Annotated in this window: 18 protein-coding genes and 1 pseudogene; 7 read left to right on the top strand and 12 right to left on the bottom strand. The window is 58.1% G+C overall.

What is annotated here, in order from left to right; genetic code table 11:
* Window positions 1–8 precede the first annotated feature (8 nt).
* The 5 genes and pseudogenes from AC007G_RS11760 to AC007G_RS11780 all read right to left on the bottom strand — a co-directional run bounded on the left by AC007G_RS11760 (window position 9) and on the right by AC007G_RS11780 (window position 5,615).
* Window positions 9–2,276, bottom strand: a pseudogene (locus AC007G_RS11760) (NtaA/DmoA family FMN-dependent monooxygenase).
* A 52-nt stretch (window positions 2,277–2,328) separates the two neighbouring features.
* Window positions 2,329–3,450 (bottom strand): M20 peptidase aminoacylase family protein, encoded by a 1,122-nt coding sequence (locus tag AC007G_RS11765; protein ID WP_032699965.1) that lies wholly within the window; start codon window positions 3,448–3,450, stop codon window positions 2,329–2,331.
* Complete coding sequence (locus tag AC007G_RS11770; protein WP_142630611.1) at window positions 3,447–4,448, bottom strand: LLM class flavin-dependent oxidoreductase; 1,002 nt, start codon at window positions 4,446–4,448, stop codon at window positions 3,447–3,449. Before AC007G_RS11770 ends, AC007G_RS11765 begins: the two co-directional genes overlap by 4 nt.
* A 105-nt stretch (window positions 4,449–4,553) precedes the next feature.
* Window positions 4,554–5,099 (bottom strand): AAA family ATPase, encoded by a 546-nt coding sequence (locus tag AC007G_RS11775; RefSeq protein WP_142630610.1) that lies wholly within the window; start codon window positions 5,097–5,099, stop codon window positions 4,554–4,556.
* Between the two features lie 117 nt (window positions 5,100–5,216).
* A complete protein-coding gene (locus AC007G_RS11780) occupies window positions 5,217–5,615 on the bottom strand; it encodes a (R)-mandelonitrile lyase (RefSeq protein WP_064384978.1) in 399 nt (132 codons plus the stop codon).
* 113 nt (window positions 5,616–5,728) lie between these two features.
* On the opposite strand from AC007G_RS11780, the gene AC007G_RS11785 reads away from it, so the two are divergent.
* Together AC007G_RS11785 and ansP are read left to right on the top strand one after the other, a co-directional pair.
* Complete coding sequence (locus AC007G_RS11785; protein ID WP_032687866.1) at window positions 5,729–6,616, top strand: LysR family transcriptional regulator; 888 nt, start codon at window positions 5,729–5,731, stop codon at window positions 6,614–6,616.
* A gap of 189 nt (window positions 6,617–6,805) precedes the next feature.
* Entirely contained in the window at window positions 6,806–8,269 is a 1,464-nt protein-coding gene (ansP, locus tag AC007G_RS11790; RefSeq protein ID WP_032687867.1) for an L-asparagine permease, read from the top strand.
* Between the two features lie 45 nt (window positions 8,270–8,314).
* On the opposite strand, the gene AC007G_RS11795 is transcribed toward ansP, so the two are convergent.
* On the bottom strand, window positions 8,315–8,536 hold the full coding sequence (locus AC007G_RS11795) for a YgdI/YgdR family lipoprotein (protein WP_032687868.1): 222 nt from the start codon (window positions 8,534–8,536) through the stop codon (window positions 8,315–8,317).
* Between the two features lie 144 nt (window positions 8,537–8,680).
* Window positions 8,681–9,742, bottom strand: coding sequence for a 7-bladed beta-propeller protein YncE (yncE, locus tag AC007G_RS11800; RefSeq protein ID WP_032687869.1), 1,062 nt, complete (start codon window positions 9,740–9,742; stop codon window positions 8,681–8,683).
* A gap of 259 nt (window positions 9,743–10,001) precedes the next feature.
* On the opposite strand from yncE, the gene pqqU reads away from it, so the two are divergent.
* Entirely contained in the window at window positions 10,002–12,113 is a 2,112-nt protein-coding gene (pqqU, locus tag AC007G_RS11805) for a TonB-dependent receptor PqqU (protein WP_032688009.1), read from the top strand.
* Between the two features lie 272 nt (window positions 12,114–12,385).
* Window positions 12,386–13,321, top strand: coding sequence for a pyrimidine-specific ribonucleoside hydrolase RihA (gene rihA, locus AC007G_RS11810; protein WP_142630609.1), 936 nt, complete (start codon window positions 12,386–12,388; stop codon window positions 13,319–13,321).
* A 280-nt stretch (window positions 13,322–13,601) separates the two neighbouring features.
* On the opposite strand, the gene AC007G_RS11815 is transcribed toward rihA, so the two are convergent.
* Window positions 13,602–13,955 carry a DUF596 domain-containing protein gene (locus tag AC007G_RS11815; protein WP_032696277.1) on the bottom strand — a complete coding sequence of 118 codons (354 nt, stop codon included), beginning with the start codon at window positions 13,953–13,955 and terminating at the stop codon, window positions 13,602–13,604.
* 22 nt (window positions 13,956–13,977) lie between these two features.
* A complete protein-coding gene (locus AC007G_RS11820; protein WP_228724097.1) occupies window positions 13,978–14,850 on the bottom strand; it encodes a hypothetical protein in 873 nt (290 codons plus the stop codon).
* On the opposite strand from AC007G_RS11820, the gene AC007G_RS11825 reads away from it, so the two are divergent.
* Window positions 14,849–15,196 (top strand): hypothetical protein, encoded by a 348-nt coding sequence (locus AC007G_RS11825; RefSeq protein WP_180889140.1) that lies wholly within the window; start codon window positions 14,849–14,851, stop codon window positions 15,194–15,196. The two genes, AC007G_RS11820 and AC007G_RS11825, sit on opposite strands and share 2 nt — an antisense overlap.
* Before the next feature lie 128 nt (window positions 15,197–15,324).
* On the opposite strand, the gene AC007G_RS11830 is transcribed toward AC007G_RS11825, so the two are convergent.
* Both AC007G_RS11830 and AC007G_RS11835 read right to left on the bottom strand, forming a co-directional pair.
* Window positions 15,325–16,362, bottom strand: coding sequence for an NADP-dependent oxidoreductase (locus AC007G_RS11830; protein ID WP_032687871.1), 1,038 nt, complete (start codon window positions 16,360–16,362; stop codon window positions 15,325–15,327).
* A gap of 65 nt (window positions 16,363–16,427) precedes the next feature.
* A complete protein-coding gene (locus AC007G_RS11835) occupies window positions 16,428–17,003 on the bottom strand; it encodes a helix-turn-helix domain-containing protein (protein WP_015584412.1) in 576 nt (191 codons plus the stop codon).
* Between the two features lie 209 nt (window positions 17,004–17,212).
* Between AC007G_RS11835 and AC007G_RS11840 the strand changes: the two genes are divergently transcribed.
* Entirely contained in the window at window positions 17,213–17,731 is a 519-nt protein-coding gene (locus AC007G_RS11840; RefSeq protein ID WP_032687873.1) for a GNAT family N-acetyltransferase, read from the top strand.
* The gene (locus tag AC007G_RS11845) at window positions 17,728–18,177 is read left to right on the top strand and encodes a DMT family transporter (protein ID WP_032699971.1); all 450 of its coding nucleotides are present in this window, start codon (window positions 17,728–17,730) and stop codon (window positions 18,175–18,177) included. The genes AC007G_RS11840 and AC007G_RS11845 overlap by 4 nt, the downstream gene beginning before the upstream one ends.
* 9 nt (window positions 18,178–18,186) lie before the next feature.
* Here the strand turns inward: AC007G_RS11845 and AC007G_RS11850 are convergent, their stop codons facing one another.
* Window positions 18,187–18,420: a YdcY family protein gene (locus tag AC007G_RS11850; protein ID WP_004861582.1), complete on the bottom strand. Its 234-nt coding sequence runs from the start codon at window positions 18,418–18,420 to the stop codon at window positions 18,187–18,189.
* Window positions 18,421–18,425: the final 5 nt, after the last annotated feature.

The raw sequence follows: 18,425 nt of genomic DNA on the forward strand, positions 1-18,425 counted from the left end.
GCCTCCTGTTAATCGCCCAGCCCGGCCGGGTTAATTTCTGATTGCGGGATGCTCTCCACGCCTTCGCCCCAGCGGGTAAGCACTTTGGCATAGTCACCGTTCTGAATGGCGCCGTTTAACGCGGTCTGCACGGGTTCAACCAATCCGCTGCCTTTTTTCAGCGTGACGGCGATGTGCGCCGCTTTCGGCCAGCCGCCATCCACGCTGCCCACCAGTTTGGTTTTCCCGGTCAGCGCAGCCTTCCAGGCGCCAATCACGTTCGGGCCAAAGAAGGCGTCGGCACGTCCGGACTGGATCGCCAGCGTCTGGGCGGCATCATCTTTGGTGTAGACCGGGGTAAACGGCTTCAGCCCCTTCTTCAGGTTTTCCGCATTCCACGCCAGCAGAATGGCTTCCTGGTTGGTGCCTGAGCCGACGATAATGCGCAGCCCGGCAATGTCTTCGGCCTGCTCAATTTTGCTCAGCGGGCTGCTACTCTTGACGTAAAAGCCCAGCGAGTCCTTACGATAGGTGGCAAAGTCGAACTTCTCTTTGCGCTCTTTGGTGACGGTAATATTGCTGATCGCGGCATCATATTTGCCGGAGGAGACGCCCAGCGGCCAGTCCTCCCATGACGTCGGCACCACGTTCAGCTCCAGCCCGAGGCTATCGGCGACCAGGCGGGCGATATCAACTTCGCTGCCAAGCAGGGTCTTGTTGTCATCGGAAAATACGGTCAGCGGCGGCGAATTCAGCGCCGCCACCGCCACGGTGAATTTCCCCGGTACCGCGAAGTGATAGTTAGCTGGCAACAGGGCAATGGCCTGCGGATTTTTCGCCGTGTGCACCGGGGCTTTATTGGCCTCCACGCTGACGCCGGTACCGTTAATGTTGACGTCCTGGGCCCATAATGGCGCGCTGAAACCCAGCGCAAGGGCCAGTAAAAGTGACTTTTTCTGCATAGCGAGCGTTCTCTGTTGTTATTGTTGTTGGAATTGATTAACCGGCGGCGTCAGCCCCAGGCTTTCGCGCAGCGTCGTTCCCGGATACTCCCGACGGAACAGCCCGCGCTGCTGCAAAATCGGCACCACCCGATCGACAAAGCGCGGGAAGGTATCCGGCGTGCCGCCCTGGATAATAAAACCGTCGGCCCCTCGTTGTTCAAACCAGTGCTGCAAACCGTCGGCGACCTCCTGCGGCGTCCCGGCGAAAAGCGGGCGCGGGCTGGCGGCTTCCAGCGCGACCTGGCGCAGGGTCAGTCCGCGCTCGCGCGCGTTGCGCTTAATTTCGTCGGTGGTGCTGCGGAAGCTGTTTTTGCCGAGATCGCCGATATCCGGGAACGGTTCATCCAGCGGATACTGCGCAAAGTCGTGGTGTTCGAAATAGCGTCCGAGGTAGTTGAGGGCGTCCTCAATCGATACCAGCGCGGCGGTGGTCTGGTATTGCTGTTCGACATCGTCGGCATCGTCACCGACAATCACGCTGACGCCCTGGAAGATATGTAATTGGTTATCCTGACGACCATAGGCCGCCAGTTGGTTCTTCACATCGCGATAAAACGCCTGCGCTTCTGCCAGCGACGCCTGATGGGTAAAAATGGCATCGGCATGACGCGCCGCCAGCTTTTTGCCGTCATCGGAGGCCCCGGCCTGAAAAATAATCGGCCGCCCCTGCGGCGTGCGGGAAATATTGAGCGGGCCGGCAACCTGGAAAAAATCACCGCGATGGTCGAGAGTGTGCAGTTTATTTTTATCGAAGAATTGGCCACTCGCTTTATTACGCACGAAGGCGTCCTCTTCCCAGGAATCCCATAATCCTTTCACCACCTGCAAATATTCATCGGCAATCCGGTAGCGCAGCGCGTGGTCAGGATGTTGGGCGCGGGAAAAGTTCTTTGCCGACCCTTCCAGCGGCGAGGTCACCACGTTCCAGCCCGCGCGTCCCTGGCTCAGATGGTCAAGGCTGGCAAACTGTCTCGCGGTGGTAAAAGGCTCGCTGTAGGAGGTGGATAAGGTGCCCACCAGCCCGAGATTGCGGGTGACCGCCGCCAGCGTCGAGAGCACGGTCAGCGGTTCAAAGCGGTTTAAAAAATGCGGGATCGATTTCTCGTTAATATATAAACCATCGGCAACAAATAAAAAGTCCAGCTTGCCCTCTTCGGCTTTTAAGGCCGTCTGCTTGACGAACTCAAAATTAATACTGGCATCCGCCTGCGCGGCCGGATGACGCCAGGCGGACATATTTCCCGATGCGCCGTGTAATATTGTGCCCAGACGCAATTGTCGTTTTTCAGACATAGCAACCCCTTTCCTTGCCGAAAATGAAAACAGAAGCCCGAACGCTCAGGCGTCAGATCTGGCGTAAAGCCTGCTCCGCCAGCGCCGCAAAATAGCGGGCCGCCGGGGCAATTAAGTTGTCATCCGGGTTGTAGGCCGGGTGGTGAAGACCGAATTCGCTGGCGCTGCCGATGCTGACAAACGCGCCGGGAATATGCTGCAGGTAGACGGCGAAATCTTCGCCGCCCATGTGCAGATCCGCATGACGGGTGCGGTAGCCGGACTGCGCGGCAACCTCGCTGGCAAATGCCGCCCAGCGTGGGTCATTGACCAACGCCGTAGGACCGGCGTACCAGAAGACGTCGATTTGCGCGCCAAAGGCGCTGGCGAAACCGGCGGCAATGTCGCTGACCCGCGCCTTGACCCGCTGCTGCACCTCGCTGCTGTGGGTACGCAGGGTTCCTTCGAGCTCCACGCTTTCCGGCAGCACGTTCCAGGTATTGCCGCCCTGGATCCGCGTCACGCTCAGGACCACCGAATCGAGGGTATTGACCTCGCGGCTGGCCACGCTCTGCAGGACGGTGACCAGCTGGCTGGCCAGTAAAATCGCATCTTTGCCTTCGTGCGGCCGGGCGGCATGCGCCCCTTTGCCGGTAACTTTAAAGACGAAGCGATCGACGTTGGCGTAAAACGCCCCGCCGCGGGTAGCAAACTCGCCCAGCGGCAGACCGGGTTCATTATGCATACCGAAGATCGCCGCGACCCCCTCCAGCGCCCCGGCGCGAATCAGGGTTTTCGCCCCGCCAAAGTTCTCTTCCGCCGGCTGGAACAGAATCCGTACCCGCCCCGGGAGCGTCGCTTCGCGTTCTTTCAGCAGCAGCGCTGCCCCCAGCATCACGCTGGTGTGAATATCATGGCCGCAGGCGTGCATCACCCCCTCGTTTTGCGAGCGATACGGCAGACCGGTGGCCTCCGCAATCGGCAGCGCGTCGATATCGGCACGCAGGGCGATAATCTTATCGCCGCTGCCCACTTCGACCACCAGGCCGGTTTTCAGCTCATAGGGCAGCACCCGCAGGCCGCCGCTCTCAAGCCAGTCACGAATGCGCGCGGTGGTCGCCACCTCCTGCAAGGAGAGTTCCGGGTACTGATGCAGCTCGCGCCGCCAGGTAATCAGCTGTTGTTCAAAGCTCATGACAGCGCCTCCGCACCAAGATGGGCCTGGGCCAGCAGGCGCAATGAGTCGAGACGCGTCTGCCCTTCGCTGAGCGGCGTATCGATAATGAATTCGTCAATATTCCAGGCGCTATGCAGGGCGTCGAGCTGCGCTTTAACCTCGTCTGCGGTTCCTGCCAACAGCGAGGCGTCGCGGCGGGCGATGCGAACCGGCGGACTTCCGGCCTGACGGGCAAAGGTGGCCGCCTGGGCTTCGCTACCTACCGTTACCCGCTGGCCGTTTTCCAGTTCGACGCCCCAGACTTCAACCTGTTTCGCCAGCTCAATCGCCGTGGCGCTATCCTCCGCCACGATGACCTGCACTGCGACGATGGCGTCCCGGCGGCTGAGGGCGCGCCAGCGGGTCAGGACATCACGCAGCAGGGTTTTATCGCCATTAAGATGGGCGGCAAAGACAAAGTTCCAGTCCAGCTGAGCGGCCAGCTGGGCGCTTTCGAGGCTGGCGCCGAGCAGGAACCCGTCGGCGCGGCGCGGGGGGATTGGCGTGGCGCGCAGGTTCTCTTCCCCTGCGGCATCGGTGAGCGACAGCCAGTTATCCAGCTGCGCGAGGCGGTCGGCAAAGGTTCCCCCTTCTTCAGGATGCAATCCCTGTTGCAGAGCGCGGGTGGACAGCGGCAGGCCGCCCGGGGCTTTACCGACGCCCAGATCGACGCGGCCAGGCGCTATCGAGGCCAGCAGGTTGAAGTTTTCCGCCACTTTATACGGGCTGTAGTGCTGTAGCATGACGCCGCCGGAACCGACGCGAATCTGCCGGGTCTGGCCGAGGATCCAGGCGATCACCACTTCCGGCGACGGGCTGGCTAATTGATCGGTATTATGGTGCTCGGCAATCCAGAAGCGGTGATAGCCCCAGGCCTCCGCCTGTTGCGCCAACGTTAATGTACGCGTCAGCGCCTGAGCGGCCGTTTCTCCCGCCGCGAGCGGACTTTTATCCAGGATACTGATTCGATAAGACATTTCGCAGGCTCGTATTAATTAACATGCCTGCATTATTAGAATCTGCCGCGGCCACTGAGAAACAATTTATTTACATGTACTCTGCCGGAAAATAGATATACGCCCTCAACCCGGCGCCGCCTGCCGCTGTAGCTGGCGGATAAAATCCTCGGTCTGCCGCGGGTGACCCAGGCGTACGAAGCGAATATGTCGATACGCCGGGTCGGCCATATCAGACTGATAACGCTGGCGATTTTTCTTCCAGGTTTTGAGGGTCCACCAGATAATGGAGTCGCGGCTGAGGAAGGCGCGACGGAAGCTTTCACGGTTGCCGGTTCCCGGCCACAGCTCCTGACCGCGGCTTGCCCGGGAGATGGCCCGCCAGACGGCCTGGCGCAGAGTTCGGGCGAAACCATAATCCACCCACACCACCAGATCGACATTGCGCCACTTAACCGGGCGGCTGCGGTTATAATTGCCGTCCAGCACCCAGCCGGAGGCCTCGGTGGCCGCAGCCACCCTGGCGAAGAACGCCTCATCCGGCTCGCCCTGCCACTCCGCGCGCCAGTAAAGCCTGTCCATCTCAATGTAGGGAACGGACAGGATCTGCGCGAGCCTTCGCGCCAGCGTCGATTTACCGACGCCGCTGGTACCCACTACGTTGATATTCATCGCTGTCTCTCAGCCGTTGCGCCGCTGAGAATCATAGCCCGAAAAAGCCCGACGGCGCTACCGGCTGGCCGCAAAGGCGGGCGTCGGGGTATCCCGCCTGCCGGCAAACGGCGACGATTAGTTTGCCGGATATTGCTCGTCGGTCACTTTTTCCAGCCAGGTGACCGGGCTGCCGTTTTCGGCTTCGGCAATCGCAATATGCGCCATTGCAGTATCGCTGCTGGCGCCGTGCCAGTGCTTAACCCCCGGTGGAATCCAGGCAATATCGCCCTGATTCAGCGCCTGCGCCTCCTTGCCCCACTCCTGTAGCCAGCCGCGACCCTGGGTGACGATCAGCGTCTGACCCAGCGGATGGGTGTGCCAGGCGGTACGCGCGCCGGGCTCAAAGGTGACCGTCGCACCGCCCACTTTTGCCGGCTCGCTGGCCTGGAACGGCGCATCAATACGAACATCGCCGGTAAACCAGCTGTCCGGACCTTTTCTCGAAGGCTGTGAGCCGCTACGAATAATGTTCATTTCTGTTCCTCTCAACATGACGTGTCTGTTCAAAGTAGCGCAATCTGGCAACGAGGATTAGACTGCAAAATCAGAAAAGAACCATGAGCAAAATTCATTAATCAGGAAAAGTGATGTTAAAAGATAACGTTAACGACCTGCTATCATTTATGGTGGTCGCCCGCGAGCGCAGTTTCACCCGCGCGGCCGCTCAGCTTGGCGTCTCTCAGTCCGCCCTCAGCCACGCGATGCGTAACCTCGAGGCCCGGCTCGACGTGCGGCTGCTGACCCGCACCACCCGCAGCGTGGCGCCTACCGAAGCGGGCGAAAAGCTGTTCCAGCGCCTGAGTCCGCACCTGCAAGAGATAGAACAGGAGCTTCACGCTCTGCGCGATACCCGCGACCGTCCGGCGGGTAACATTCGCCTGACCGCCAGCGAGCATGCCACCGGCGCCGTGCTCTGGCCGGCGCTGAAAAACTTCATGTTGCAATACCCGGAGATCAATATCGAAGTCACCGTGGACAACGGCCTGACCGATATTGTCGATGGCCGCTATGATGCCGGCATTCGTCTGGGTGAACAGGTTGCCAGAGATATGATTGCCGTGCGCATCGGCCCCGATATGCGCATGGCGGTGATCGGCTCTGCGACCTATTTTCAGCGCTACGGTATCCCGCAAACGCCCTACGATCTCGCACAACATCGCTGTATTAATCTGCGCCTGCCGACCCTCGGCGGTATCTATGCCTGGGAGTTTGCGCAGGACAATCGCGAAGTCCGCGTACGGGTTGAAGGACAAATTACCTTAAACAGCCTGCCGCAGCGGATTGATGCCGCGGAGTCCGGGCTGGGTCTGGCCTATGTCCCGGAAGATAGCGTGCAACAGGCGCTGGCGGAAGGACGACTCATTCGGGTCCTCGAAGCCTGGACTCCCTCCTTCCCCGGCTATCACCTCTATTACCCCAGCCGCCGCCAGCATACGACGGCCTTCAGCCTGCTGGTGGACGCCCTCCGTCGTTGAACTCATTGATATTTAAGCAAGTGCGGTCGAGAAATGTTTTACGTGCGTGACTATCTCGATACGTGTAGGATGCTGCGCCATGCTCTGCTTATCTCCTACGTCAGAATGATGGGAAAGCCAGCATAACGTGCTGCTACTCAGCGGTGCGATGAACCACTCATGGACATTGACAGGAAAATGGGTACATCAATGAATACTAAGCAACACTCGACGGCGGAACACCATGCCGCCAGACGTCACTGGCTCAACTCTCAGGAATCGGGCTATCACAAAGCGATGGGCAACCGTCAGGTGCAGATGATTGCCATCGGCGGCGCCATCGGTACCGGTCTGTTCCTCGGCGCAGGCGCGCGTTTACAGATGGCTGGCCCCGCGCTGGCGCTGGTTTATCTGGTCTGCGGCCTGTTCTCGTTCTTTATCTTACGCGCCCTCGGCGAACTGGTGCTGCATCGTCCTTCCAGCGGCAGTTTCGTCTCCTACGCCCGCGAGTTTTTGGGTGAAAAAGCGGCCTACGTCGCCGGCTGGATGTACTTCGTTAACTGGGCGATGACCGGGATAGTCGATATCACCGCCGTGGCGCTGTATATGCACTACTGGGGTGCCTTTGGCGACGTCCCGCAGTGGGTCTTCGCGCTCGGGGCGCTGGCGATCGTCGGTACCATGAACATGATAGGCGTGAAGTGGTTCGCCGAAATGGAGTTCTGGTTCGCTCTGATCAAAGTGCTGGCGATTGTCGCCTTCCTGGTGGTAGGGACCATTTTCCTCGGCAGCGGCAAACCGCTGGACGGGAATGCCACCGGCTTCCACCTGATTACCGATAACGGCGGTCTGTTCCCGCACGGGCTGATGCCTGCGCTGGTGCTGGTTCAGGGGGTGGTGTTCGCCTTTGCCTCCATCGAACTGGTCGGGACCGCCGCCGGTGAGTGCAAAGAGCCGCAGACGATGGTGCCGCGCGCGATCAACAGCGTGATCTGGCGTATCGGCCTGTTCTACGTCGGCTCGGTGCTGCTGCTGGTGCTGCTGCTGCCGTGGAATGCCTATCAGGCCGGGCAAAGCCCGTTTGTGACCTTCTTCTCGAAGCTGGGCGTGCCGTACATCGGTAGCGTGATGAATATCGTGGTGCTCACCGCCGCGCTCTCCAGCCTCAACTCTGGCCTGTACTGCACAGGACGTATTCTGCGTTCGATGTCGATGGGCGGCTCCGCGCCGAAGTTTATGTCGAAGATGAGCCGTCATCAGGTGCCCTATGCCGGGATTCTGGCCACGCTGGCGGTGTATGTCGTCGGGGTGTTCCTGAACTATCTGGTGCCGTCGCAGGTCTTCGAAATCGTCTTAAACGTGGCTTCGCTGGGGATTATCGCGTCGTGGGGCTTTATCGTGGTCTGCCAGATGCGCCTGCGTAAAGCGATTAAGGAAGGTAAAGCGGCGGACGTGAGCTTTAAAATGCCGGGCGCGCCGTTCACCTCCTGGCTGACCCTGTTGTTCCTGCTCAGCGTGCTGGTGCTGATGGCCTTCGATTACCCGAACGGTACCTATACCATCGGTTCAATTCCGCTGATTGCGGTACTGCTGGTGGCCGGCTGGTTCGGCGTACGTAAACGCGTTCACGCGGTGCATAGCACGGCGCCTGGCGCACAACCTACGCAAAAATAACGTTATCGCGGTTTGTCCGTCACCGGGCAAACCGCCGCTTGCTGCTTAGTTATCTTCCACCAGCTGCGACACATCGCTGCTGTTAATCTGGCGACGGTTGCCGGATTCATCCACATAGCTGGTCATACCGGTGTCTTTATCCAGACGCGGCTTACCCTGAGTCACAATGGTCTGCCCGCTTTTCGTCGTCATGACATAGTTTGAAGTACAACCCGCAAGCAGTGCCAGCATCGCGCCAGCGCACAGAACCATAAATGGCTTATTCATACATCCTCCAGAATGATTAATTCCGCCAGGCAGCAGGCGGCAAAACGATGATTGTAAAACCATAACGGCTATCGGGCCAATAAGTGTTTGTAACAGAGGGTGATTCCGGCGGGCGGGAGGGGTTTCCCCCTCCTCAATCATGACTTACAGCGCGATACGGATAACGTCATCCGGCTGGGTCGCTTCTTTCTGACGGGTGGATTCCTGCTTCACGCTGACGTACAGCGTTTTACCGTCGGCGGAGAGCGCCAGGCTGTTCGGGAAGGTTGGCGTTTTGAAGGTTTTAACCACTTTGTAAGTTTTACCATCAATCACGCTGACTTCGCCGGCTTTACGATGCGTCACGTAGGCTTCATTGCGCGTCGGGTTGAACAGCACCGCCAGGGATTCCGGCGCGGCGATTTTCTCCAGCACTTTCCCGTCACGCAGGTCAACAACCAGCACTTCCGGCTGTTTGCTGTCGGTGATGAAGGCGCGGTGACCGGCGGTATCGAGGCTCAGGTTCAGATAGAAGTGCTCTTTACCGTCATCCTGCAGCTTTTTACGGCTCAGAATTTTGTTGCTCTCGCTGTCGATGGTCAGCAGTTCGCCATCGGCGTTGGTCGTGTAGATTCGCTTCGCGTCAGCATCCACCGCCAGGCCGGTCGCCATGGCGCCGGTATTGGTGATCGTGTCTTTCAGCGTCAGCTTTTCACCATCCACAACCCAGATCACGCTCTCTTTACCCAGCCCGGTGATATAGACCGTGTTGGTTTTTTCATTGACCGCCAGCTCACGCGGCGCCAGCGGACGCACGGTTTCACTGCGCTGACGATTGTCGAGCACCAGACGGCCTTTCACCGCGCCGGTTTTCGCGTCAATGGCAGTGACGGTGCTGTCAGTGGTGTTACCAAACCACAGCGTTTGCGTAGCGTTATTGATCGTCGCACCGAACGGTTTCAGATCGTTATGAATAACCTGCGTCACCTCCAGCGTGGTCGGGTCGAGACGATAAACAATCCCGCCTTTGTCCAGTGAACGGCTTTGAGAAGTTGCGACCCACAGCGCATTTTCCTGCTGGCTGTAAGCCATTTCGTATGCGCCCTTACCGACCGCCTTGCGCAACATTTCTTCTGCCGCGTGAGCGCTGAAGCTCCCTGCCAGCAGTAAAGAGGTTAATAACAGTGAACGACGCAGACGCGGCGCGGACAGATGACGTAATGACATGACGACTCCCTTGAATAAAACACTATGTGCCTGCTCGACATTGCTTCCCTGACGCAAAGTCCTGGCTTTGCGTTCATTTTCAAATGCGAATAGTAATCATTATTTGGCATGAAGTGGAGCGTTATTTATTAAAACCGACGGCGAAAATAATCATTCGGTGCCATTATTTAACGAAAATAACGTTAATAATTTTCAAAAAATTACAAAAGGGTTAACATATGGACATATGTTCCGTTTGGTTCGTTTTACGAGTAGCTTTATGAAAATCCATTCCGTGCGCACGGCTGCGCTACCTGCCCTCCTTTTCCCGCTGATCGCAGTGGCCCAGACCAGCGCCAGCGATGAACAAACAATGGTTGTGACCGCCGCTCCGACCGCGGTCTCCGAACTCGATACCCCCGCGGCGGTCAGCGTCGTTAACGGGGATGAGATGCGCCAGGCGGCGCCACGAGTCAATCTCTCTGAATCGCTGGGCGCCGTACCGGGGCTGCAGGTTCAGAACCGACAGAACTATGCTCAGGATCTGCAGCTATCGATTCGCGGCTTTGGTTCCCGTTCCACCTACGGCGTGCGCGGGCTGCGCATTTACGTTGACGGCATTCCGGCCACCATGCCCGATGGCCAGGGACAAACCTCGAATATTGATATCGGCAGCGTCGAGAGTATCGACGTCCTGCGCGGGCCGTTCTCCGCGCTGTACGGCAACTCCTCAGGCGGCGTGATTAACGTGACCAGCCAGACCGGCAGCCAACCGCCGACCATCGAGGCCAGTAGCTATTACGGTAGCTTCGGCACCTGGCACTACGGTCTGAAGGCCACCGGCGCCGTCGGCGACGGCACCCACGCCGGTGACGTCGATTACACCGTGTCGACCAACCGCTTTACCACCCACGGCTATCGCGATCACAGCGGCGCGCGTAAAAATCTTGCCAACGCCAAACTCGGCGTGCGCATCAATGACGTCAGTAAGCTAACCCTGCTGTTTAACAGCGTGGATATCAAAGCCAATGACGCCGGCGGCCTGACCTACGATGAATGGCAGAATAACCCGCGCCAGTCGCCGCGCGGCGATCAGTACAATACCCGCAAATCGACGAAGCAGACCCAGGCGGGATTACGCTATGAGCGTCAGCTGAGCGAGCAGGACGACCTGAGCGTGATGATGTACGCCGGCGAGCGTGAAACCACGCAATATCAGTCAATCCCCCGCGCGCCGCAGCTCAATCCTGGCCATGCCGGCGGCGTGATTGACCTGACCCGCCACTATCAGGGGATCGATACCCGCTGGACCCACCGCGGCGAGCTGCTGGTGCCGGTCACCTTCACCACCGGCCTCGACTATGAAAACATGAGCGAGCGGCGCAAAGGCTTTGAAAACTTCGTGATGGTCAACGGCGCGCCGCAGTACGGCGAAGAGGGGAACCTGCGCCGTAACGAACGCAACCTGATGTGGAACATCGACCCCTATCTGCAGACCCAGTGGCAGCTGACGGACAAACTCTCCCTTGATGCCGGGGTGCGCTACAGCTCGGTGTGGTTCGACTCCAACGACTATTACATTACGCCAGGCAACGGCGATGACAGCGGTGACGCCAGCTACCATAAATGGCTGCCGGCCGGGTCGTTGAAGTACGCGGTCACCGAAGCATGGAACGTCTATCTCTCCGCCGGTCGCGGTTTTGAAACGCCGACCATTAACGAGCTCTCCTATCGTTCAGGCGACCAGAGCGGCCTCAATTTCGGCCTGCAGCCGTCGACCAATGAAACGGTCGAGATCGGCAGTAAGACGCGGGTCGGCAATGGCCTGTTTACCGCCGCCCTGTTCCAGACCAATACCGATAACGAGATTGTGGTGGATGCCAGCAGCGGCGGACGCACCAGCTACAAGAATGCCGGTAAAACCCGCCGTCAGGGGATGGAGCTGGGACTGGATCAACAGTTTGGCGAAAGCTGGCGTCTGAAAGCCGCGTGGACCTGGTTGGATGCCACCTACCGGACCAACGTCTGCGACGACGCCAGCTGCAACGGCAACCGTATTCCGGGGATCGCCCGTAATATGGGCTACGCCTCATTTGGCTATCAGCCGGATCGCGGCTGGTACGCCGGCAGCGATATCCGCTATATGAGCGATATTATGGCTAACGATGAGAACACCGCCAAAGCGCCGTCCTGGACGGTGGTCGGCCTGACCACCGGCTACAAGTGGAGCTATGGCAAGATGGACATGGATCTGTTTGGCCGCGTCGATAATCTCTTCGATCGCCGCTACGTCGGCTCGGTGATTGTCAACGAGTCCAATGGCCGCTACTACGAGCCGGCGCCGGGACGTAACTACGGCGTCGGGCTGAACCTCGCCTGGCGATTTGAGTAACCCCCGGCATCAGACCGTATAAACCTGACTCCCCGGTAGGTACCGCGCCACCGGGGAAACGGCCCGCATAACCTCGTCGCCCCGCGAAGCGCAGCGCCAGCGGGGAAACAGACCGCATAACCTCGTCGCCCCGCTAAGCGCAGCGCCAGCGGGGAATCATCCCCTCCACCATCATAATGCGGCATACTTCACGCTTTGATTTATCCTTTCTCGTCTGTTGTGCCCCAGAGCGTTACCCTTATCACAAATAACGCCCATAAAAAGGAGCCGCTATGGCACTGCCAATCATCCTTGATTGCGACCCGGGTCATGATGACGCCATCGCTATCGTTCTCGCCCTCGCCTCACCCGAACTTGACGTCAAAGCCATCACCTCCTCCGCCGGTAACCAGACGCCGGAGAAAACCCTGCGTAACGTGCTGCGCATGCTGACGCTGCTGCAACGCCAGGATATTCCGGTGGCCGGCGGCGCGCGTAAGCCGCTGATGCGGGAGCTGATCATCGCTGATAACGTTCACGGCGAAAGCGGGCTCGACGGCCCGGCGCTGCCGGAGCCTGATTTTGCCCCGCAGAGCGTTACCGCCGTGGAGCTGATGGCGAAAACGCTGCGCGAAAGCCCGCAGCCGGTGACGATTGTCGCCACCGGCCCGCAAACCAACGTCGCCCTGCTGCTCAACAGCCACCCGGAACTGCATGACAAGATCGCGCGTATCGTGATGATGGGCGGCGCGATGGTGCTCGGCAACTGGCAGCCCGCCGCCGAGTTTAATATCTACGTCGACCCGGAAGCGGCGGAGATCGTTTTCCAGTCGGGTATTCCGGTGGTGATGGCCGGGCTGGATGTCACGCATCGGGCGCAGATTCATGGCCTGGATATCGAACGTTTCCGCCAGCTCGGCAACCCGGTAGCCACCATTGTTGCCGAACTGCTCGACTTCTTTATGGAGTATCACAAGGATGCTAAATGGGGCTTCACCGGCGCCCCGCTGCACGATCCCTGCACCATCGCCTGGCTACTGAAGCCGCACCTGTTTACCAGCGTTGAGCGCTGGGTCGGCGTGGAAACCCAGGGGAAATATACCCAGGGCATGACGGTGGTCGATTATTACTTCCTCACCGGCAATCAGCCAAATACCACGGTCTTGCTGGATGTCGACCGGGAGGGGTTTGTCGACCTGTTAGCCGAGCGGCTGGCGTTTTATGGCTGACTTTAGATTCTGCGAGACGTTAAAGGCTGCGATACTGCCTTCTGGATAAAGACGAGCCGACCGGAAGCGTCGGCAGTTTGCAGAGTATCAGGCGACGAGTTTGTCAGGCGCAGGCCCTGTCCGCTCGTTCGTCAATAACCCTGCCTTTGGTCTGTCCAGGTTGGATCTATCAGAGGCTGGCAGTACCGTTAATTTCAGTATCATGGCCGACAAACAGCGTTTACATGGGAAAGATATTCAAGGATAACGGCTTCGAAGAGCCGTTATGACTAGTGGTGTATCAGGTCCAGTATTCATATCCATCGCCATGGATCCAGACAATCCCTCCCGGACATTCCTCAAATGTGAACCACAAGCCAGAGTATAAGTCCTCTTCACATGTAGGTAGCGCCTTTCTATATCGTTCTATTTTCTCCTCGATAGTTCCATCCAGAAATTTATCGTGCTTTCCTAATTTCACTCGTCCTTCAGAAAGCAGGCATTTAATTAACTTTAGAAAAATATCAATCCTTTCTTCATACGATAGCTCTATGTCCTCAAAGTTTTCTGAAACAATTGCCGACCATATAGTACTTATAGATGAATCTTCCAACGACTGGACAAGTAAATTATATTTTTCTTTATTATAAAGCATACGACCTCACCTAAATTTAATTTCAATTTTTCTTTACCTTCCCCTGAATCTCACTTAGTTTTTGATTCCCAATAATACCTATCGTCCAGCAAGCCTTTGTTTTATCCGAGCTTTCAGAATAGCTCCTCAGATTTATAGTACTACCATCATCTAACTTTGCATAGAACCTACCTGGAGCTGTGGGTATTTCTATTAAAGGTTTCCCCCCGGTTAGTGATTGGGCATAATCGAATATTTGTTGTTGCGAAAGTCCCTCAGTTGCAAACACTTTAGTATTCCCCTGTATGTTACTCCCTCCATCACCCAACACCTGCGCAAACTCCTTCCCGAACACATTGAGCTTATCGCTACTCTGTTTTGGATCAAACACTTTAACTAACTGGTCAGTATTGGTTTTCTGAATATCGCGGACATAATCTGCCGTTTTCGTAGAAAGATTCGTTCCGGCGGCTGTTTCTCCTTTGATAAAACTGGCAACAGACTGAGTATTCGCCAGAACCAGCTCGGGGGCCGTACCAACCAGAGTCATTCTACCTGCGGTCAGTGCCATACCTCCGCCGCTGGCAGCAGCCACGATAATCGCCGCTTCCCTCCGGGCCTGAACGCGTTTAGCTGCCTCCTTATCCCCTTTATCTGCCGCCAGAATATCCCGCTGATTATCCAGAGCATATTGTTGCAGCATATGCTCCGTCATATTGTAACGGTAAACATTTTGCGCACTGTCTGCACCGCTATACGCGCCTTCGGGCGTATGCGTGGTCAACGCACCGGTTAACGCGCCAATCACGCGGGCCATTTGCTCTTTTGCCTCGTTACCGTTTAGTGCTTCCTGCAGACGCTGCAACTGGCGCTCTTGCTCATTCAGATTAGCGGGTTCGAACAACGAACTTTGCATGATGACGCCGGCCAGCTCCCCCGCCAGGGCACCAGCGGCCGATCCTTTCCCGTCCCCCCGCCCGATTTCCGCGCTGATGCCCGCCAGCACAGCATGGCTGACCGATTTCCCGGCCACTGACGTTCAGGTCTGTCTGCGCTTTAACATTGCTGAGGGTGATTTTTCCGGCCGTAGTCAGGGAAATATCCCGTTGGGTGGCGGTAACGCTGTTCAGGTTGACTCCCACCCCGTCCTCGGTGGCAACAAGGCGGATTTTTCCGGCATACATCCCGTCCAGCGCCTTAGTGTCGACGGCAAGCTGAGGCTTTGCTCCCTCGCCGGTAATCGGTTTTACCGTGCCATCTGAGTTGATTCAGGGACAGTTGATAGGGGGATGCGATAAGGGAAAGCGCGGATAGCGCGCTTGCGTGTGATGCGGGCTAGCGATCGGGGCGTAGGCCCCGGTCAGCGCAGCAAGACCGGGGGCAGTGTTTGTTATTCGTCAGGCGAAACGCGGATGACCACTTTGCCGAAGTTCTCTCCCTTCAGCAGGCCAATCAGCGTCTGTGGTGCATTTTCGAGGCCCTCAACGAGCTGCTCGCGGTATTTGATTTTTCCTTCCTGCACCCAGCGCCCCATCTCCTGCTGGAATTCGGCAATACGATGCCCGTAGTCCTGGCCGATAATAAAGCCCTGCATCCGGATCCGTTTTTTCAGCAGCGTCGCCATCAATAGCGGCAGACGATCCGGCCCTTCCGGCAGTTCGGTCGCATTATAGCCGCTCACCAGGCCGCACACCGGTACCCGCGCCGAGGTATTGAGCAGCGGCAGCACGGCATCAAACACCTTGCCGCCGACGTTTTCATAGTAAACGTCAATGCCCTGCGGGCAAGCCTGCGCCAGCTGTTCGGCAAAATCAGGCGCGCGGTGATCGAGGCAGACGTCAAAGCCCAACGTCTCAACGGCATAACGGCATTTCTCGCTGCCGCCGGCAATCCCCACCGTCCGACATCCCTTCAGCTTCGCGATCTGGCCGACCGTACCGCCCACCGGCCCGGTGGCCGCGGCCACCACCAGCGTTTCTCCCGCCTTCGGCTGACCGATATCCAGCAGCCCCATATAGGCCGTAAAACCGGGCATCCCGAGGATGCCGAGCGCCCACGACGGGTGTTGCGGATGTTCGCCCAGCTTCACCAGCCCGTTGCCATCGGAGAGTTCAAAATCCTGCCAGCCGCCGTAGCTCAGCACCCACTCTCCCGGTTTAAAGTCAGCGTGGTGAGACGCTTCAACGCGACTCACCGTTCCACCGACCATCACGGCGCCGATGGCAACCGGCGGCGAGTAGGACGGTGCATCGCTCATGCGCCCGCGCATGTAGGGGTCTAACGAGAGATAAACCGTGCGCAGAAGCACTTGCCCGGGACCGGGCGTCGGGGCATCGCTCTCTTCCAGACGGAAATTATCCCCTGTCGGCTCGCCGTGCGGGCGAGAAGCCAGTACCCAGCGGCGGTGACGTTGCGGATGAAAAGCCATAGCAAACTCCTCTTGTTTAGGACCTGTACTGAGGCTAGTCGCAATTGCCGCCGCGCACATTGGCATTATGAGGCAGATTGATTTAATCGCACCACCAGATAGGTGCAGGAGGTGCTGGACTCATTGATAAAACGGCAGTCGTTAGGCGGCCCCAACTCGAGGCAATCACCGGCCCGCATCTCATGCCGGGTCGCGCCCTCGACAAACACCAGCTCCCCCTGTTGCAGCCAGATCAGCTGACGCGCCAGCGCGTAGGAGGCGGCGGGCATCGGCACATCGCTACCCGCCGGCAGCTCCACCTGCACCAGGTCGATGGGCAGATCGCTACGCGGCGACACGTGACGCCGTAAATAGTGGCTTTGCGGATCGCGCCAGACCGGCTGCTGGGCAAAGCGCAGCAGTTTACCTTCCTGCATCTCCGCTCGGGCAATCAGCGTCGACATACTGATGCCGAAAGCACCGGACAGCCGCCCGAGCATCGATGCCGTCGGGCTACTCTCGCCGCGCTCGATCTTGTGGATCATAGCGCGTGAGGCGCCAGCGCGTTCGGCCAGTTCGCTGAGCGACCAGCCGCGAGATTCGCGTTCGATACGGATACGGGCGCTAATGCGCTGATTCATATTGTCTTCAATAGTATTCATAGCGTAGTACTATAGTGTATGAATCAATCTCAGACAAGGCGAGCGCGGGCAAAGCCAGCCCCGTACCCTCTGGCCACGCCGCCCCGCTATACCTGCCCACAGACAACAGCTCTTGATAAATTTCTTGCTAAAACAGATGACAGCATTGCGTACATTATTGTAATAATATCGTACTACTATAGTGTACAGAGATTGAGTTGAGGTTTGCTATGACCATTCGTTACGCCTGCAAAGAAGATTGCGCGGCGATTGCCGAAATTTACAACCACGCGGTGCTGCACACCGCCGCCATCTGGAATGACAAAACCGTCGATACCGATAACCGCATCGCCTGGTTTGAAGCGCGTCAGCTGGCAGGCTACCCGGTTCTGGTGAGCGAAGAAAACGGCGTGGTGACCGGCTATTCTTCGTTTGGCGACTGGCGCGCATTTGACGGCTTTCGCCATACCGTCGAACATTCAGTCTACGTCCACCCCGACCATCAGGGTAAAGGATTAGGCCGCAGCCTGCTGGTGGCGCTGATTAAGGAGGCTCGTCGCCTGAACAAACATGTCATGGTGGCCGGTATCGAAGCGCAAAACCAGGCCTCTTTGCATCTGCATGAAACGCTCGGGTTTGTCACCACCGGGCAGATGCCGCAGGTCGGCACAAAATTTGGCCGCTGGCTGGATCTGACCTTTATGCAGCTCCAGCTCGACGATCGTCGCGATCCGGACGCCAGCGCATGAACGCTTCGCTGACCCTCGCCTGTCTGATTGCCGCAGGCGTCGGACTGGTGGTGCAAAATACGCTGATGGTGCGCATTACGCAGTCCGCCTCCACAATACTCATTGCGATGCTGCTGAACTCGCTGGTGGGGATTGTGATTTTCGTTACCATCCTGCTGCTGCGCCACGGTGCGGCGGGCTTTCAGGAGCTGGCGCTCAGCATAAAATGGTGGACGCTCATTCCAGGATTACTGGGATCGTTTTTTGTCTTCGCCAGCATCAGTGGCTATCAGAACGTTGGCGCCGCCACCACTATCGCGGTGCTGATTGCCAGCCAACTGGTGGGGGGATTAGCGATGGATATCATTCGCGCTCACGGCGTACCGTGGCGGGCGTTGCTGGGGCCGCTGTGCGGCGCGGTGATGCTGGTGGCAGGCGCCTGGCTGGTGGCCAGACGCCAGTTTTAGCGCGCAATATCAGAGAATGGCGCCGCCTTTATTCAACTGCTCGCGGCGCGTTTCCTGCTCTTCATGCTGCTGACGGCCGTGATGGGCAATCGTGGTGCGTAAACGCTGCTGCTGGGTATAGCGTTCGTCGCGGCTCAGCTCAGCATCGTCACTCAGCGCCACCAGCAGTTCATTCATGTGAGTAATCACCCCTTCGGCGATCGCCGCATCGACACGGGCGATAACGTCATCCAGATGTGCCATATGTG

The organism is Klebsiella sp. CSG-1, from assembly GCF_056521145.1.

What these genes read in the sequence shown, in the direction of transcription:
- AC007G_RS11765 (WP_032699965.1), bottom strand. Translation starts at nt 3,450, where the DNA reads ATGAGCTTTGAACAACAGCTGATTACCTGGCGGCGCGAGCTGCATCAG.
- AC007G_RS11770 (WP_142630611.1), bottom strand. Translation starts at nt 4,448, where the DNA reads ATGTCTTATCGAATCAGTATCCTGGATAAAAGTCCGCTCGCGGCGGGA.
- AC007G_RS11775 (WP_142630610.1), bottom strand. Translation starts at nt 5,099, where the DNA reads ATGAATATCAACGTAGTGGGTACCAGCGGCGTCGGTAAATCGACGCTG.
- AC007G_RS11780 (WP_064384978.1), bottom strand. Translation starts at nt 5,615, where the DNA reads ATGAACATTATTCGTAGCGGCTCACAGCCTTCGAGAAAAGGTCCGGAC.
- AC007G_RS11785 (WP_032687866.1), top strand. Translation starts at nt 5,729, where the DNA reads ATGTTAAAAGATAACGTTAACGACCTGCTATCATTTATGGTGGTCGCC.
- ansP (WP_032687867.1), top strand. Translation starts at nt 6,806, where the DNA reads ATGAATACTAAGCAACACTCGACGGCGGAACACCATGCCGCCAGACGT.
- AC007G_RS11795 (WP_032687868.1), bottom strand. Translation starts at nt 8,536, where the DNA reads ATGAATAAGCCATTTATGGTTCTGTGCGCTGGCGCGATGCTGGCACTG.
- yncE (WP_032687869.1), bottom strand. Translation starts at nt 9,742, where the DNA reads ATGTCATTACGTCATCTGTCCGCGCCGCGTCTGCGTCGTTCACTGTTA.
- pqqU (WP_032688009.1), top strand. Translation starts at nt 10,002, where the DNA reads ATGAAAATCCATTCCGTGCGCACGGCTGCGCTACCTGCCCTCCTTTTC.
- rihA (WP_142630609.1), top strand. Translation starts at nt 12,386, where the DNA reads ATGGCACTGCCAATCATCCTTGATTGCGACCCGGGTCATGATGACGCC.
- AC007G_RS11815 (WP_032696277.1), bottom strand. Translation starts at nt 13,955, where the DNA reads ATGCTTTATAATAAAGAAAAATATAATTTACTTGTCCAGTCGTTGGAA.
- AC007G_RS11825 (WP_180889140.1), top strand. Translation starts at nt 14,849, where the DNA reads ATGATGACGCCGGCCAGCTCCCCCGCCAGGGCACCAGCGGCCGATCCT.
- AC007G_RS11820 (WP_228724097.1), bottom strand. Translation starts at nt 14,850, where the DNA reads ATGCAAAGTTCGTTGTTCGAACCCGCTAATCTGAATGAGCAAGAGCGC.
- AC007G_RS11830 (WP_032687871.1), bottom strand. Translation starts at nt 16,362, where the DNA reads ATGGCTTTTCATCCGCAACGTCACCGCCGCTGGGTACTGGCTTCTCGC.
- AC007G_RS11835 (WP_015584412.1), bottom strand. Translation starts at nt 17,003, where the DNA reads ATGAATACTATTGAAGACAATATGAATCAGCGCATTAGCGCCCGTATC.
- AC007G_RS11840 (WP_032687873.1), top strand. Translation starts at nt 17,213, where the DNA reads ATGACCATTCGTTACGCCTGCAAAGAAGATTGCGCGGCGATTGCCGAA.
- AC007G_RS11845 (WP_032699971.1), top strand. Translation starts at nt 17,728, where the DNA reads ATGAACGCTTCGCTGACCCTCGCCTGTCTGATTGCCGCAGGCGTCGGA.
- AC007G_RS11850 (WP_004861582.1), bottom strand. Translation starts at nt 18,420, where the DNA reads ATGGCACATCTGGATGACGTTATCGCCCGTGTCGATGCGGCGATCGCC.